Raw genomic sequence first — 13,948 nt, 5'->3', positions numbered from 1 at the left:
CGGTTCAACAAGCCACACCTGCGCGGCTTCAGCAGCTAAAAGCCGTTGGCGTAATTGATCTGATTGCGAGCCAGGGTCCCATCCTTCAAGAACGCGGCGAGGTTCTCGGTGTAAATCGCCGTGGCCTTGGTCTTGAAGTGCGGCACCTGCCCGGCGATGTGAGCGGTGATCAAGGTGTTCTTCAACGTCCACAGCGGACTGTCGGCCGGCAGCGGCTCGGTTTCGAAAACGTCGAGGCAGGCGTAGCCGATCTGCCCGGAGCTGATGGCCTCAATCAGGTCGGCGGTCACAACGGTCGGGCCGCGGCCGCAGCTGATGAAGGTCGCACCGGGCTCCAGTTTGGCGAAGAAGTCGGCATTGCAGAAGTGCTTGGTCGCCGCGGTCAGTGGCAAAATGTTGACCACGATGTCCTTGCCCGGCAGCACCTGATCCAGCTGGTCCATCAAGACCACCGAGTCGAAGTACGGAATCGGCTTGCCTTCCAGGTTGACGCCTGTGACCTTGATGCCAAAGGCCGAGGCCAGCTTGGCGATTTCCGAGCCGACGCGGCCGGCGCCGAGAATCAGCATCGACTTGGCATCCAGATCGTCGTAATCGACCACCCGGTTCCAAGTCTTGGTCCCTTGGTTGAGAATCGACTCGCGAATCGCGCGGGTCTTGGCCAGCAGCACCGCAATCACGTGTTCGGCGATTGGCCGCCCGTGAAGGCCCGAGGTGTTGCTGAGCAGAATGCCTTCGGCCTGCAGCCGCGGCAGGTCGAGGTAATCGATCCCGGCGGAGTGAACCTGCACCCACTTGAGGCAATGCCCCGGCGTGTCCAGCACCCGATTGGTGAACGGGCCGTTGCCACCGATGATGATTTCAATGTCCTTCAGCCGTTCAGCCGCGATGTCCGTCTCCCAGGCGCAGATCACCTCGTAGTCCGGTGCCAGCGCCGCGATGGCCGCGACGTTCTCCGGCTTCAAGGGCTGAATAATATAAATAACTTTTTTGGTCACGTGTGTCACCCCTTAGACGTGCAATTAATCACAATTACCGGCGGCCACGGCCACCATGGTGCGAATGGCCGTCAACCGCTTACAAGAAAAGAGTATACGTGAGAACATTCACATTGCCCATGTTACGCAGACCAAGTTCACCATTAATTTTGGCCGATTTCGTGTTCGCCAGGCCTGATTGTGTGAGGCAAGCAAAAACGCCCGGCCAACGGCCAGGCGTCCTGCTATCAAAGTTCAGTTAGTGGCACATCACCGGCCGCTTGGGATCGAACTGCCAGCCCGGAATGATCGGCTGCATCGCGACCTCGTCGTGGCGGTCGCGCATGTTAGCCGGCAGCGCCAGGTACCGCGCGTGAGCCGCCTGCAGTTTAGCCATGTTCAGCGTGATGCCAAGGCCCGGCCGGTTCGGCAGCACAATTTCACCATTTTGAATGCTTGGCATGTCGTCACACAGCTGCTGGCCATCCTGCCAGATGAAGTGGGTATCGACCGGGGTGATGTGGCCCGGTGCGGCCGCCGCGACCTGGGCGTAGGTCATCAGCGTGATGTCAAAGTGGTTGTTGGAGTGGGAGCCCCAGGTCAGACCCCAGTCGTTCAGCACCTGGGCCATGCGAATCGAGCCGGCGAGGCCCCAGAAGTGCGGATCGGCCAGTACGATGTCGACGGCGTGTTGCACCACCGCGTGATGGAACTGCGGCCAGTTGGTGGCAATCATGTTCGTGGCCACTGGGCACCCGGTGGCCTGGCGGAAGGCCGCCATGGTCTCGCGGCCGGAGAACCCGCGCTCGGCCCCGCAAGGATCCTCCATGTAGGTGATCGCGTCGCGGTACTGGTTGGTCAGGCGAATCGCCGTGGCCAGCGGCCAGGAGCCATTGGGATCGAGGTTGATGTGGGCCTTGGGGAAGGCCTCGTGCAGCGCCTGGACCGTCGCCATTTCAACCTCTGGCGCCAGCACCCCGCCCTTGAGCTTGAAGTTCTTGAAGCCGTAACGCGCGTAGGCGGCCTTGGCCTTTTCCACCACGGCCTCCGGCGTCATCGCCGGCAGCCGCCGCACCCGTTCCCAGTCGTCTCCGGTCGGGTCGCCGGTCACGTAGGGCAACCCGGTCCGGGCCGCGTCTTGGACGTAAAACATGTAGCCCAAAAACTCAACTCGGTCGCGCTGTTGGCCGTCTCCCAAAAGCGCGGCCAGCGGCAGGTCGAGGTACTGCCCCAGCAGGTCAAGCAAGGCGCATTCCACCGCGGTTTCGGATTGCACCACGTACTTGAGCTGATCGATATCCAGCGACTGAATGCCCTCGCCGTTGTCGTCGGCCGCCTGGCGATTGCCCTGGCGCAGCTGCCGCAAGATATCGCGGTAGTGCGTGACCTCCTGCCCCACCACGCCGGGAATGTAGCCTTCCAGCTGGTGACAGGTGTACTCCCCGCCATGAATCTCGCCGATGCCGACGTGGCCCAGCGAATCCTTGAGCACGACGATGTTGCGCGTGAAGTACGGCGCATGTGCCCCGGACAAAGACAGCAGCATGCTGTCGAACCCCGCGATCGGATAAACCTGCATTTCAGTGACTTTTGGTCCCATGATTGCCTCCACTTGTGTTCCGTTAGTTTCGTCACTCATTGTACGTAATTTCACAAGGCAGAGGAAAGGGTTTCTGGAACATGTGCAGTCCCCTCAAAGCCGTGTGAAGGTGGTCTGGCGACCATTACGCCTTGTGCGTGAGGAAGGCTTGGTAATCCAGTAGTGTGAACGCCATTTGCAAGGCGGCAAAGTCACGCAAGTTGCGTGGATTGTAGCCGGTCTTGTTACCCAGCTGGTTCAGTCGATTCTGAAATGTATTCTTGTGCATAAACAACCGGGCCGCCCCCTTCTCAAGACTACCATTCGTCGCAGTATACTCGTTGAATACCTCGTGATACTTGATGAGCTCACCAGCGGTCAGCTTACCCAGCACCTTGTTGACCACCTGCTGCGCCTCATCATCCGAAATCGCGGTGTAGACCAGGGCCGTGTCGAGGTCGCAGAAGTGCTGGACCGGCACCCGTTCGAACTGACCCCACTTGGCCGCCAGCATCGCCTGCTGGACGCTATCGGACAGGCCGCCTTCAACCGCGGTGTCACCGATGCCGAAGCTTTGGATCGGCCGACCGCAGCCGGCGAGATCGGTGCCAATCTGATGCAAAAGCAACGCCAGGTCCGGGCACTCGCTGTCGGCCACCAGCAGCCGCAGCTCCTGGTTGGTCAGCGCATAAACGGTGTTGGGCGTGACGGCCAGGCGCATCGTCAGCACGTGGTCCAGCTCGTCGGGCCGCACCGGGCTTGGGCCGCTGAGGTCGAAGCGCCCGACGACGGCCCGGCGTTGAATGCCTAGATCGACGTTCAAAACCGCCGCCAGGTAATGAACGTAGGATAGGTCGGGATGGCGCGACAAGAAGAGCTCGAAGAACTCCTGGTAGTTTTTCTGGCGGTTGAAGCGGTAAGTCTGCTCCCAGTTCTCCCGCAGTAGCACCTCGGTCATGCGCCGAATGACGTTCCCGAACGGCAGCACCGCCTGCAGCTCCCCGGTGATCCCGATCACGGCCACCACCAGGTCGTCGAAGACGATCGGCATGTTGGTCCCGGTTTTGGATCCTGGGAACGGGTGGGTCGCATCGACGTTGACGCTGCGGTTCTCTCGGGCCGCAATCAGCGCCGCCTGGTGGCTGGTGCCGATGCGCTTCTTATCGGTGGAGGCCACAATCTCGCCGTGCGTGTCGAACAGGTTGATTTCGTAGTTGATAATGCTCTTGAGGCTGGTGACGATTTCCTCGGCAATTTTTGGGTCAAGTTCCATGTTGGTTTCCTCCAAAATGTTCGGTGGAACAATCTGGCTCCATTATTACCGAAAACGGTACCAATTGAAAGCGCTTTGTGAATTTTTTATTTAACCGGCGCCACACCAAAAAGGCGCCCCCTCAACGGTAGGCGCCCTTTCGTTTCGCGCGGCGTGCTGTTGTGGCGTCGTGCCGCCGAAGCGGGCATGTTCGCCAGACCAACCGCTTAGTAGTAGCGCGAGCGGTTGAAGAAGTTCAGATGCGCGACAATCGTATTCGGGTCGCACTGGGCGGCCGGCAGGATCCACAGGCCGATGGAATCTAGGTCCTTGAGGATAAAGTTCTTCACGGCGATTTCGGCCTCTGCCGGGTCGATGTCAAACCCTGCTTCCTTGGCGATGGCCATCGCCTGCTCCAGGTCGATCGTGATGGTGTCGACAAAGTGCGTCTTCAGCTGTTCGTAGGTCGCCTCGACCTGCGTGTTGACGTAGGCTTCGACGGCCTTGAAGACCTTGCCGTTCTTGGCCTGCAGGTCGTAGTAGCGCGTCATCAGGTGGTTGTTATCAATTTCCAAGTTATAACCTCCGATTTTTTGAAGCATTCGGTATAACTATAATTCTAATGGTTGTCGGTGGTGATGAAAAGGGCAAATAACTTCCAATGAGAATCGCGTTAAAAAGCTCGCGAACAAAAAGTAAGTCGGGTATAATTTAATGGACGCTTTTTCACGCAAGGGAGACGATTGACATGAAGAAATTCGCACTCACATTACTCACCGCTGCGCTTGCCGTGGGCCTGGCCGCCTGCAGCAGCAAGACCAGCACCAGCAAGTCCGACCTCAAGCTGGTCACGCCCAACACCCTGACCATCGGCCTGGAAGGCACCTACCAACCGTACAGCTACCACGAAGACGGCAAGCTCAAAGGCTTTGAGGTGGAGCTTGGCCAGCAGATTGCCAAGCAGCTCAAGCTCAAGCCCAAGTTCGTCGAAACCAAGTGGGACTCGCTGATTGCGGGGCTGGACGTCAACAAGTACGACCTGATTTTGAACAACGTGGCCAAGACCCCGGAACGGGCGCAAAAGTACATTTTCACCAGCGCCTACACCTCCGGCAAGTCGCAGCTGGCCGTCAAGAAGGACAACAAGACCATCACCTCGATTCAAGACATCAAAGGCAAGAAAATGGCACAAAGCGTGACGTCCAACAACGCCGCCAACGTCAAGAAGCTCGGTGGCGTCATCGTGCCGGTCGACGGCTTCGCTCAGTCCGTCACGCTGATCGAGCAGGGCAGGGTCGACGGCACCGTCAACGATGCCGCGTCCTTCGCCGCCTACCTGAAGCAAAAGCCCAACGCAGACATCAAGCTGCTGTCCGTCGGTGACGCGATCACCCCGGTACCGGCGCGAGGCCTCCTGCGCAAGGACGAGAAGCCGCTTCAAAAGAAGGTCACCCAGGCCATTGAGAAGTTGCGGGCCAATGGCACGTTAAAGAAGCTCGCCACCAAGTACTTCGGCGGTGACATCACCGAATAATCCCCACCGGCTTCGGCCGGCTACATACGCCGGACCTTCCGGCGACACCGCGACGGTCGCCTCACCGCCGCGCGTAACCCCATCTGCGGTTGCGCGTGAATTGGGTACACTAAACATTGGAGGTGCCTCATGTCTGCTTGGCACATTGTCATCAAGTCGCTGCCGTCTCTTTTGGCGGCGATGCTCAAATACACGATTCCAATCACCCTGGTGTCCTTTGCCCTCGGCCTGATTCTGGCCGTCTTGGTCGCCTTGGTGCGAATTTCGACCGCCAAGAACTGGGGCATGCGCCTGCTGAAGGGGCTGGCCTGGTTCTACGTCTGGATTTTCCGCGGCACCCCGCTTCTAGTCCAGCTATTCATCGTGTTCTTCGGTCTGCCCTACCTGAAGGTCAACGGCCACGCCTTAATCGAGCTCAACGCCTGGACCGCCGGCATCCTGACCTTCTCGCTGAACACCGGGGCCTACGCTTCGGAGACCATCCGCGCGGCCATCGCCTCGATTCCCCAGGCGCAGTGGGAGGCAGCCTACGCGCTGGGCATGAAAAAGCCTTTGATGCTGCGTCGCATCATCCTGCCACAGGCGACGCGCATCGCGCTGCCGCCGCTGTCCAACAGCTTCATCAGCTTGATCAAAGACACCAGCCTGGCCTCGGGCATCACCATCATCGAGATGTTTCAGGTCAGCCAGCAGTTCGCCGCGCTGTACTACAATCCGCTGGTCTCTTACTCGCTGGTCGCGGTGCTGTACCTGGCCTTGACCACGCTGCTGTCGGGACTTCAGAGTTGGCTTGAGCGTCGCACCAGCCGCTACGTCCAGGTCGGTCAGCAATTCTAGGAGGACGCCATGCTTACCATTGAGAATCTCAACAAGGACTTCGGCCAGGGCCACGGCCTGAAAAACGTCAGCGTCGCCTTCCCGGAGCATCAGACCACCGTCATCGTCGGCCCCAGCGGCTCGGGCAAAACCACGCTGTTGCGGCACCTAGATTTTCTGGAAACCGCCGATTCCGGACGCTACCGCTTCGGTGACCAAGACTTGGACCTGAGCAAACCGGTGACCCGCCAGGACGTTCTGGCCGCCCGACGCAAGCTCGGCATCGTGTTCCAAAGCTACAACCTGTTCCCCCACCTCAGCGTGTTGGCCAACATCATCGAGGCACCGGTGCATGTGCTGGGGCAGACCAAGGCGGCGGCCACGGCGACCGCCGAGCGACTGCTGGCCCAGGTCGGCCTGGCCGACAAAGCCCAGGCCTTTCCCGCCCAGCTGTCGGGGGGGCAGCAGCAGCGCGTGGCGATTGCCCGAATGATTGCGATGCAGCCGCAGTACATGCTGTTCGACGAACCGACCTCGGCGCTTGACCCAGAGCTTGAAGTCGAGGTGCTCAAGGTGATTCAGCAGCTCGCGGCGGCCAAGAATTCGCTAATCATCGTCACCCACAACATGGCCTTCGCTCAAGGCGTCGCCGACAAAATCGTCTTCGTGGAGGACGGTGAGATTGCCTACGACGGCGACCCTGACCAGTTCTTCAACCACCCGACCGACCGCATCGCCAAGTTCCTGGCGGCCGGCACCTTCCAGGCGGAACAATAACGCCCGATGCCAAAAGAGAACCGGCCCGCCAACGCGGAACCGGTTCTCTTTGGGTGTCCGCTCACAGCGGCTTGCCTCCCAGCTGCAACTCGAGCGTCGCAATCGCCTGCCGGACCCGCCGCGGTGCGAGTGTCGCAACCCGCTTGTCGCTTCGAGCGGCGACGACGTCCAGCCGACCGCAGCCCAGCACCCGTGCCAGCGCCGCATCGTCGAGATTCAGCCGGGCGGCCAGCTGCCACAGGTAGGCGATGGCTTGGCGACGCCGCCGTCCCAACCACCACTCGAACACCCAAGCGCCGACGGTCACCACCCAGATTAGCGACGGCGCCCAGGGACCCAGGTTATAGCTTGAGGTCAGCACCATCAGAAAGAACCAGTAGGCGGCTAGCCCTAAAACCGTCAAGAACCACTTCACAATCGCCATTTGACCGCTCCTCCCGCATTGCCCCCTCAGTCTAGCACCAGGCCAAAATAAATACGACCCGTCTCGGGTCGTATTTATTTTGGCTGCCTAGGCCTGGCCGGCCAGGTCGTCGTTGCCCAGCACCAGGTGCTTCTTGCGGTGAATGATTTCCTCCTGGCGACCGTGAACCATCGGCCGCTTGTTCGGGTTGCCGAGGTATCCGCACAGCCGCTTGACCACGTCGCACTGCGCCGGGTCGTGGTTGCCGCATTCGGGGCATTCGTAGCCCTTCTCCGTGGCCTTGAACTCACCCTTGAAGCCGCAGGCGAAGCACTGGTCGATCGGCGTGTTGGTGCCGAGGTACCCGATGCGGTCGTAGGCGTAATCCCAGACGGCCTCGAGGGCCTTCGGGTTTTGCTTCAGGTTCGGGTACTCACAGTAGTGGATGAAGCCGCCGGAGCAGTACTGCGGGTAATCCTTTTCGAAGTCCAGCTTCTCGAACGGCGTCGGCGCCTTGCGAACGTCGTAGTGGAAGGAGTTGGTGTAGTAATCCTTGTCGGTGATGTCCTTGACGACGCCGAAGCGCTTCTTGTCCAGCCGGGCGAAGGTGTCGGTTAAGGACTCGGAAGGCGTGGAGTAGACGGAGAAGTGGTAACCGTACTCCTTTTCCCAGGCGACACAGTGGTCGTACAGGTCCTTGACGACGTCCAGGCTGAACTGCTTGGCCTCCGGGTTGGTCTCCCAGGCGTGGCCGTAAAAGACGGTGCCGACTTCGTACAGGCCGATGTAGCCCAGGCTGACGGTCGCGCGGCCGTTCTTGAACAGCTCGTCGACCTTCTGATCGTCGGCCAGGCGCTTGCCGAACGCCCCGTACTTGTAGAGGATTGGCGCGGATTCCGGCGTCGCCTCCTTGGTGCGTTCAACCTTGTAGACCAGCCCCTGCTTGCAGATGGCCAGGCGCTGCTCTAGGATGTCCCAGAACTTCTTCTTGTCGCCCTTGGATTCCATGGCGATGCGCGGCAGGTTCAGCGTGATCACACCCAAGTTCATGCGGCCGGCGTTGTCCTCCTTGCCGGTTTCCGGATCCTTCCAGCCCTGCAGGAAGCTGCGGCAGCCCATCGGCGCCTTGAAGCTGCCGGTCAGGTCGATGATTTTGTCGTACGACAAAACATCCGGGTACATCCGCTTGGTCGCACACTCAATGGCCAGCTGCTTGATGTCGTAGTTCGGGTCGGTCGGCGCCAGGTTCAGGCCGCGGCGCAACGTGAAGACGAGCTTTGGGAAAATCGCGGTGCGACGTTCCTTGCCCAGACCCTTGATGCGAATCTTCAGAATGTCTTGCTGAATCTCGCGCTCAATCCAGCTGGTACCAAGGCCGAAGCCGACGGTCACAAACGGGGTCTGCCCTTGCGTGGAGTACAGCGTGTTGACCTGGTACTCCAGCGTCTGCAGCGCGTCGTAGATGTCCTTGCGGGTGCGACGCTTGGCGTAGGCGTCGGCGGTGTCGGCGTCTTGGGTCAGCTCCTTGGCCTCTTCCAGGTGCTTTTCGTAGTTCTTCTGGGCGAACGGCGCCAGCACTTCGTCGGTCCGGTCGCTGGAGCAGCCGCCGTACTGGGAGCTGGCGACGTTGGCGATAATCTGGGTCATCTGGGTGACCGCGACTTGAATGGAGTGGGCCGGCTCAACCTCGGCGTTGCCGATGCAAAAACCGTGCGTCAGCATCTCCTTGAAGTCGATCAAGCAGCAGTTGGTCTCGGCCATGTAAGGGGTGTAGTCCAGGTCGTGCCAGTGAATGTCGCCGCGCAGGTTCGCGTTGGCCACGGCCGGCGGGAGCATTTTGAGCCCGATAGCCTTAGCCACGGCGCCGGCGGTCAGGTCGCGCTGGGTGGAGAACACCCGCGAGTCCTTGTTCGCGTTCTCGTGAACAACGGTGGAGTCGCGGTTCAACAGCTTCTCGACGTTGTAGTTCACATCCGCCTTCTTGGCGCGTTCGATGTCACGCTGCACCCGGTAGTCGGTGTAGGCCTTGCCCCAATCGTACTGGTGGGCGTTGAGCAGCGCTTCTTCGACGATGCTTTGAACCTCCGGAATGCGGACGTCCTTGTCGAAGCGCTCGGTAATCGTCGCTACGGCGTCGTCGGCAATCGCCTCGATCTGCGCGTAGTCGGTCGGTGACAGCTCACCGTCGACGGCCTTGGCCGCCTTCTCGATTGCCCGTGTAATCTTGGCCTGGTCGAACGCAACTTTGCGGCCGTCACGCTTCTTGACGTTGATGTGAACCTTGATGTCGATCATGTTGTCTCCCCCTCATTGAACACGGCCGAATGATTTTTCGGCCGTAAGTACAGTCTAGCACACCCCCAAGATATTGCGTATCTTTTTGTCTGTGACTTGTTTTTTTCTATATCTGGTGGGTCCGATCGGATCGGTGTTTCACGCGCAAGCGCCCGGCTCGCGGGTGTTTCTCAGCCCAACGGCGGATTTGCCGACCGCGGCCGACCTGCTACAATGAGGTTAAAAGGGCCACCACCCTGCAAGGAGGTTCAATATGAACACACAACAGCTCAAACAACTCGGCATCATCATCGCAATCATCGTCATCGCCGCCATCCTGCTACCCTTCATCACCGGCCTGATCAGCTTACTGATCAAGCTCGTGCTGTTCGCCGCAATCGTCTTTGGCCTGTACTGGGTTTACCAGACCTACCTAAAGAAATAAGGCGAGACGCAATGAGGCCAGCCCGGCCACGTACCCGGGCTGGCCTTTCGTGTCCCCGGGCGAGTAAAAAAAGGCTTTACAGGTTACGGGAATATGGTAAGATTATATTTGTGTTTTGGGTCCGTAGCTCAGCTGGGAGAGCGCTGCCTTCGCATGGCAGAGGTCGAGAGTTCGAATCTCTTCGGATCCATTTGCACCACCATATAGGCAACAACTTTTGGGGGCTTAGCTCAGCTGGGAGAGCGCTTGCATGGCATGCAAGAGGTCGACGGTTCGAACCCGTTAGTCTCCATTCCTTGTCCCAAGTGACACCACGACGCGTTCGCGGTGTTTTTTTGTGTCTCGGCCAACATAAGGTTTCACGCGTGAACTAATTCGCACCGCGGAACCGGAAAAGGGCAAACAAAAAGACCGCTACGGGCATAGCGGCCTGAGGAGTAAGGGGTTGCCTGGCAACGGGCATTGCCATGGCGATTTCTACTTTGGAGGAGTAAAAATGAAAAAGTTGATATGGGTATCAAGCGAGCGGGCAACTCATCTTGATGGGTACATCATAACGCCTAATTGTGAAGAAATTGTGAATTTTGAACAGAAATATTATGAAGTTCATCAGTTATTTATTTCACAAGTTTGGCTCGCCAGCTGAAGATCGCGATGGCGATGAACAAGATGACGGCCAGCATGGCAAACAGGATGTGGTAGGACAAGGACTCGATCAAGAGGGCCCCGACCAGCGGTCCCACCGCGCGGCCGGCCGACGCGAACATCTGCACGTAGCCCTGGAAGCGCCCCTTCTCGGCGAGCTCAGTGTGCATGTCCACGTACGTCGAGACGCTGGGCAGCGCCAGAATCTCGCCGAGGGTCAAGACCCCCATCGCCAGCATGAAGACCCAGTACTGCCGCGCCGCAATCAGAATCAAAAAGGCGGTGCCAAACAGCGTAAAGCCGACGCCCAGGCGCAGCCGCAGGTGGCGGGTCAGCCAGTCGTCAAAATGCGTCAGGATCGGCTGCCCCAGGACAATCAACACGGCGTTGAAGGTCCACAGGAAGCTGTAATCCCGCACGGTCATCCCCAGGCTGAGCATGAAGGTCGAGATGTTGCTTTGCCACTGTTCGTAGGCGACCCAGGTCAAAAACAGCGTAATCAACAGCAGCACAATCGGCAGCTGGTACGGCGTCGCGCGTCGGGCCCCAGCGGCTGCGGCCTTACCGGCGTGGTGCGGTCGCGCGACGTTGAAGTGCAGCAAGGCGACGACGAAAAACAGGCTGAACAGTGCAAAGGCCAAGGCGAAGATGTACTGGATGCCCAGCGGCAGCACGTAGCCGACAATCAGGGTCCCAATCACCAGCCCGAGGTTAGACATGAAGTACAGCACGTTGAAGACGTAGCTGGCCCGGTGGCTGGTGGCCAAAGTCGCGTAGGAGTTGACCGCCGTGCCGACCACCCCGTTGCCAAAGCCCATGACGATCAAAAACAGCGGGTAGGCCGGCCAGCCGTGCCAGACGATCAGGCACCCGGACGCGATGACGTCCAGCGCGATGCCCGACAGAATCGTGTGGTACGGCTTCCAGCCGTCGAAGAGCCGACCGCCGACGTAATTGCCCAGCATCATCGCCACGGAGTTGAAGAACAAGACGATGCCGGACACCGTCAAGGTCTCGCCGAGGTACTCGTGCATGTAGATGGTGGTCAAAGGCCAGATGAAGCTGATCCCAGTGTTGGTGATCAAAGAGCCCAGAAACAGCCATTTGAGTGTCAGTGTTTTGCGTCCCATTGCGTCCTCCCGAAACAAAGTCTTTTTCCATTCTAGCGGACGGCTCCGCCCATGTGCGTGAAAATGGGCACTTTCTCATCGAGCGGCGGCCGGTTTTCACCGAACGCTTATTAGAGTTAGGTAAATTTTCAGTTTTTCCGCCGGGTTCACGGTGTCGCAAAGCGCGGCGTTGGGGTAAACTGAAGGTATTATCATTAACCACTACTGAGAGGTCAATCCATGACAATTCAATCAAGCCTGAACTACCAGCAAAAATTCTTCGGCGCGTTCGCAGAGGCGTGGGACGCCAAGTCGACGTACCGCCTGTACAAGGGCATCGACGCCACCGCGGACAACCTGCGCCTGGCGTTGTCCGAAACCCCCGGCTACATTCTGGCCTACGACAAAGCCGCCCAAGACGAGCTGCACGATTTTTTGCAGCGCGACCTGATTGCCTTTTTGCGCCAGCACGTGCCGTTTTTCGTCGTCGCTGATGACGGGGCCGTCTTCTTTGGCGACTGGTACCACCGTCGCCAGTTCGGCCACATCGACGTGATTGCTCGGACCATCACCCAGGCGACCGCCGAAGAGCAGGCCATTTTGCCACAGCTTCACGCCTTCGCCGCAGATCCCGACCACTTCTTGGACCACCAGCTCGAAGACATGCGCCGCGCCACTTACCAAGAGGTCGACACGCTGCACAACCAGCTCGAAGCCGCCACGGCCGAAAGCGTCGCCGAGCCGACCCGTAGCGGTAACAGCGGCTTCCGCGGCCTGCTGAAGAACTTCATCGATCCCGATGAGGCCCCTTCGACCAGCACCCCGCAGCGCCGCAGCCCCGCCACCGGCAACGCCGATAAGCTGCGCCTGCGCTTCGACGCGGCCAAGGCCGAGGCCGACCAAGCCTTCGACGCCCACAAGCGCGAGCTGCAGGTCGCCGCGGCCATCACCCGCTATGAGTACCAGGCGGTCATGGCCACCTACAGCTCGGTCGAGCAGTTCGAGAACATTTTGACCAACCTGCAGGCAGACTTCATGCGGGCACTGGAACTGAAGGAGGAGCAGCCAGATGCTTAACTTGGAAGACCAATCGCTTCAAAAACTCGTCACCACCACCATGGACGCCAAGGCGGCGCGGCAGGCCGTGACCAAGGCCTACAAGGCGCGGATTCACGCCATGCGTAACGATTCGCTGTGGCAGGCCAACCTGCCGGCGATGGAGGCGGTGACCCGCAGCTACACCACGCTGTTGGCCGAGAAGCTGCTGGCCGCGCTTCGGGCCGATTCACACCTCGACAAGACCTTCGCCGCCCGGCTGTGGTTCGACGCGACGGTCGGCGATGCCGATCACAGCACAATCACGCTGTACCTCGCGGGTCCCGACAGCAACCAAGAGCTGCTCGCCATCGATGGGCCCTTCACCCAAGACGCCAAGCTCAAGGCCAAGAACCTGCCGACGCTTTTGCAGGTCACGGCCGAAGACCCGACGCTCGATTACACAGACGCCGAGGTCACCGCGCTGATCGCCTTGATCAAGTGCCTGTACACCGCCGACTTTGCCTTCACCACCATCGACGAAACCGTGCTGCAGCCGGTCGCCGGCCTGAGCTTCAAGACGCGCTACACCAACGTGCGAACCCTCAATGTGACCAAGACGGTCGCCAACCACACCGCCACGCTGACGGTGCCTTTGACCAACGCGTCGGTCACCGCCTTCAGCGTGTTGGACGATCACAAGCACGACTGGGCCGACGCCGGCGCGGCCAACCAAGACGCCCAGGCCTTCGCCTGGACCGGTGCCGACCTGCCAGAGGAGCTTGAGGGGCAAAACCTCAAGCTGGTGGCGCAGGTTCGCACCGGCGAGAACTCCCCTGCCTTGGACGAGCTGTTCGTCATTGCCAGCGCCAACGCGATTTTGATGCGGCAAGGGCAGCCGGGCAACTACAGCCTTGATCTGCCGAACCACGCGCAACTGAGCATCCAGGTCGACCCGGACTCCGACGCCTTGACCCTGCAGTACCCGGAGCCGACGCGCCAGCTGATCGAGCTCAACCACACCTACCCGTTCATCGGCGAGTGGCTCAAGGCAATTCTGCCGTCGCGCCGCGCGTTCAACTGAGCGGATCACGCCGCCTCC

At 59.8% G+C, this 13,948-nt stretch carries 13 protein-coding genes and 2 tRNA genes; 8 read left to right on the top strand and 7 right to left on the bottom strand.

The window, feature by feature from the left end:
- Positions 1-35 precede the first annotated feature (35 nt).
- The 4 genes from ACYVRZ_RS04450 to ACYVRZ_RS04435 form a co-directional block, all read right to left on the bottom strand.
- Positions 36-998, bottom strand: coding sequence for an NAD(P)-dependent oxidoreductase (locus tag ACYVRZ_RS04450; protein WP_461225172.1), 963 nt, complete (start codon positions 996-998; stop codon positions 36-38).
- 238 nt (positions 999-1,236) lie between these two features.
- Positions 1,237-2,577: an enolase C-terminal domain-like protein gene (locus ACYVRZ_RS04445; protein ID WP_461225171.1), complete on the bottom strand. Its 1,341-nt coding sequence runs from the start codon at positions 2,575-2,577 to the stop codon at positions 1,237-1,239.
- Positions 2,578-2,701: 124 nt separating this feature from the next.
- The gene (locus ACYVRZ_RS04440) at positions 2,702-3,829 is read right to left on the bottom strand and encodes a CdaR family transcriptional regulator (protein WP_461225169.1); all 1,128 of its coding nucleotides are present in this window, start codon (positions 3,827-3,829) and stop codon (positions 2,702-2,704) included.
- 206 nt (positions 3,830-4,035) lie between these two features.
- Positions 4,036-4,383, bottom strand: coding sequence for a hypothetical protein (locus tag ACYVRZ_RS04435; RefSeq protein ID WP_461225167.1), 348 nt, complete (start codon positions 4,381-4,383; stop codon positions 4,036-4,038).
- Positions 4,384-4,556: 173 nt separating this feature from the next.
- Here ACYVRZ_RS04435 and ACYVRZ_RS04430 point away from each other — a divergent pair, with 173 nt between their 5' ends.
- The 3 genes from ACYVRZ_RS04430 (at position 4,557) to ACYVRZ_RS04420 (ending at position 6,935) form a co-directional block, all read left to right on the top strand.
- Entirely contained in the window at positions 4,557-5,342 is a 786-nt protein-coding gene (locus ACYVRZ_RS04430) for a transporter substrate-binding domain-containing protein (RefSeq protein WP_461225165.1), read from the top strand.
- Between the two features lie 129 nt (positions 5,343-5,471).
- Positions 5,472-6,179, top strand: coding sequence for an amino acid ABC transporter permease (locus ACYVRZ_RS04425; protein ID WP_461225163.1), 708 nt, complete (start codon positions 5,472-5,474; stop codon positions 6,177-6,179).
- 9 nt (positions 6,180-6,188) lie between these two features.
- On the top strand, positions 6,189-6,935 hold the full coding sequence (locus tag ACYVRZ_RS04420) for an amino acid ABC transporter ATP-binding protein (RefSeq protein ID WP_461225161.1): 747 nt from the start codon (positions 6,189-6,191) through the stop codon (positions 6,933-6,935).
- 61 nt (positions 6,936-6,996) lie between these two features.
- Here the strand turns inward: ACYVRZ_RS04420 and ACYVRZ_RS04415 are convergent, their stop codons facing one another.
- Together ACYVRZ_RS04415 and nrdD are read right to left on the bottom strand one after the other, a co-directional pair.
- Positions 6,997-7,359, bottom strand: a complete 363-nt coding sequence (locus ACYVRZ_RS04415; RefSeq protein ID WP_461225160.1) for a hypothetical protein — start codon at positions 7,357-7,359, stop codon at positions 6,997-6,999.
- An 87-nt stretch (positions 7,360-7,446) separates the two neighbouring features.
- Complete coding sequence (gene nrdD / locus ACYVRZ_RS04410; RefSeq protein WP_461225158.1) at positions 7,447-9,633, bottom strand: anaerobic ribonucleoside-triphosphate reductase; 2,187 nt, start codon at positions 9,631-9,633, stop codon at positions 7,447-7,449.
- Positions 9,634-9,886: 253 nt separating this feature from the next.
- On the opposite strand from nrdD, the gene ACYVRZ_RS04405 reads away from it, so the two are divergent.
- The 3 genes from ACYVRZ_RS04405 to ACYVRZ_RS04395 all read left to right on the top strand — a co-directional run bounded on the left by ACYVRZ_RS04405 (position 9,887) and on the right by ACYVRZ_RS04395 (position 10,349).
- Positions 9,887-10,057 (top strand): hypothetical protein, encoded by a 171-nt coding sequence (locus ACYVRZ_RS04405; RefSeq protein ID WP_262316512.1) that lies wholly within the window; start codon positions 9,887-9,889, stop codon positions 10,055-10,057.
- Between the two features lie 117 nt (positions 10,058-10,174).
- Positions 10,175-10,247: transfer RNA gene (locus tag ACYVRZ_RS04400), tRNA-Ala, on the top strand.
- 29 nt (positions 10,248-10,276) lie between these two features.
- A tRNA-Ala gene (locus tag ACYVRZ_RS04395) sits at positions 10,277-10,349 on the top strand.
- Between the two features lie 325 nt (positions 10,350-10,674).
- Here the strand turns inward: ACYVRZ_RS04395 and ACYVRZ_RS04390 are convergent.
- On the bottom strand, positions 10,675-11,832 hold the full coding sequence (locus ACYVRZ_RS04390; RefSeq protein ID WP_461225156.1) for an MDR family MFS transporter: 1,158 nt from the start codon (positions 11,830-11,832) through the stop codon (positions 10,675-10,677).
- Positions 11,833-12,051: 219 nt separating this feature from the next.
- Here ACYVRZ_RS04390 and ACYVRZ_RS04385 point away from each other — a divergent pair, with 219 nt between their 5' ends.
- Together ACYVRZ_RS04385 and ACYVRZ_RS04380 are read left to right on the top strand one after the other, a co-directional pair.
- Positions 12,052-12,888 (top strand): SbcC family exonuclease, encoded by an 837-nt coding sequence (locus ACYVRZ_RS04385; protein WP_461225155.1) that lies wholly within the window; start codon positions 12,052-12,054, stop codon positions 12,886-12,888.
- The gene (locus ACYVRZ_RS04380; RefSeq protein WP_461225153.1) at positions 12,881-13,930 is read left to right on the top strand and encodes a hypothetical protein; all 1,050 of its coding nucleotides are present in this window, start codon (positions 12,881-12,883) and stop codon (positions 13,928-13,930) included. The genes ACYVRZ_RS04385 and ACYVRZ_RS04380 overlap by 8 nt, the downstream gene beginning before the upstream one ends.
- Positions 13,931-13,948: the final 18 nt, after the last annotated feature.

This window comes from Lacticaseibacillus suihuaensis (assembly GCF_054785075.1).
Note: the sequence above shows the minus strand (reverse complement) of the source record. Positions and strands in the feature narration are given on the sequence as shown.

Coding starts and splice junctions, on each gene's coding strand:
- ACYVRZ_RS04405 (WP_262316512.1), top strand. CDS start 9,887: ATGAACACACAACAGCTCAAACAACTCGGCATCATCATCGCAATCATC.
- ACYVRZ_RS04390 (WP_461225156.1), bottom strand. CDS start 11,832: ATGGGACGCAAAACACTGACACTCAAATGGCTGTTTCTGGGCTCTTTG.
- ACYVRZ_RS04385 (WP_461225155.1), top strand. CDS start 12,052: ATGACAATTCAATCAAGCCTGAACTACCAGCAAAAATTCTTCGGCGCG.
- ACYVRZ_RS04425 (WP_461225163.1), top strand. CDS start 5,472: ATGTCTGCTTGGCACATTGTCATCAAGTCGCTGCCGTCTCTTTTGGCG.
- ACYVRZ_RS04430 (WP_461225165.1), top strand. CDS start 4,557: ATGAAGAAATTCGCACTCACATTACTCACCGCTGCGCTTGCCGTGGGC.
- ACYVRZ_RS04420 (WP_461225161.1), top strand. CDS start 6,189: ATGCTTACCATTGAGAATCTCAACAAGGACTTCGGCCAGGGCCACGGC.
- ACYVRZ_RS04415 (WP_461225160.1), bottom strand. CDS start 7,359: ATGGCGATTGTGAAGTGGTTCTTGACGGTTTTAGGGCTAGCCGCCTAC.
- nrdD (WP_461225158.1), bottom strand. CDS start 9,633: ATGATCGACATCAAGGTTCACATCAACGTCAAGAAGCGTGACGGCCGC.
- ACYVRZ_RS04445 (WP_461225171.1), bottom strand. CDS start 2,577: ATGGGACCAAAAGTCACTGAAATGCAGGTTTATCCGATCGCGGGGTTC.
- ACYVRZ_RS04380 (WP_461225153.1), top strand. CDS start 12,881: ATGCTTAACTTGGAAGACCAATCGCTTCAAAAACTCGTCACCACCACC.
- ACYVRZ_RS04440 (WP_461225169.1), bottom strand. CDS start 3,829: ATGGAACTTGACCCAAAAATTGCCGAGGAAATCGTCACCAGCCTCAAG.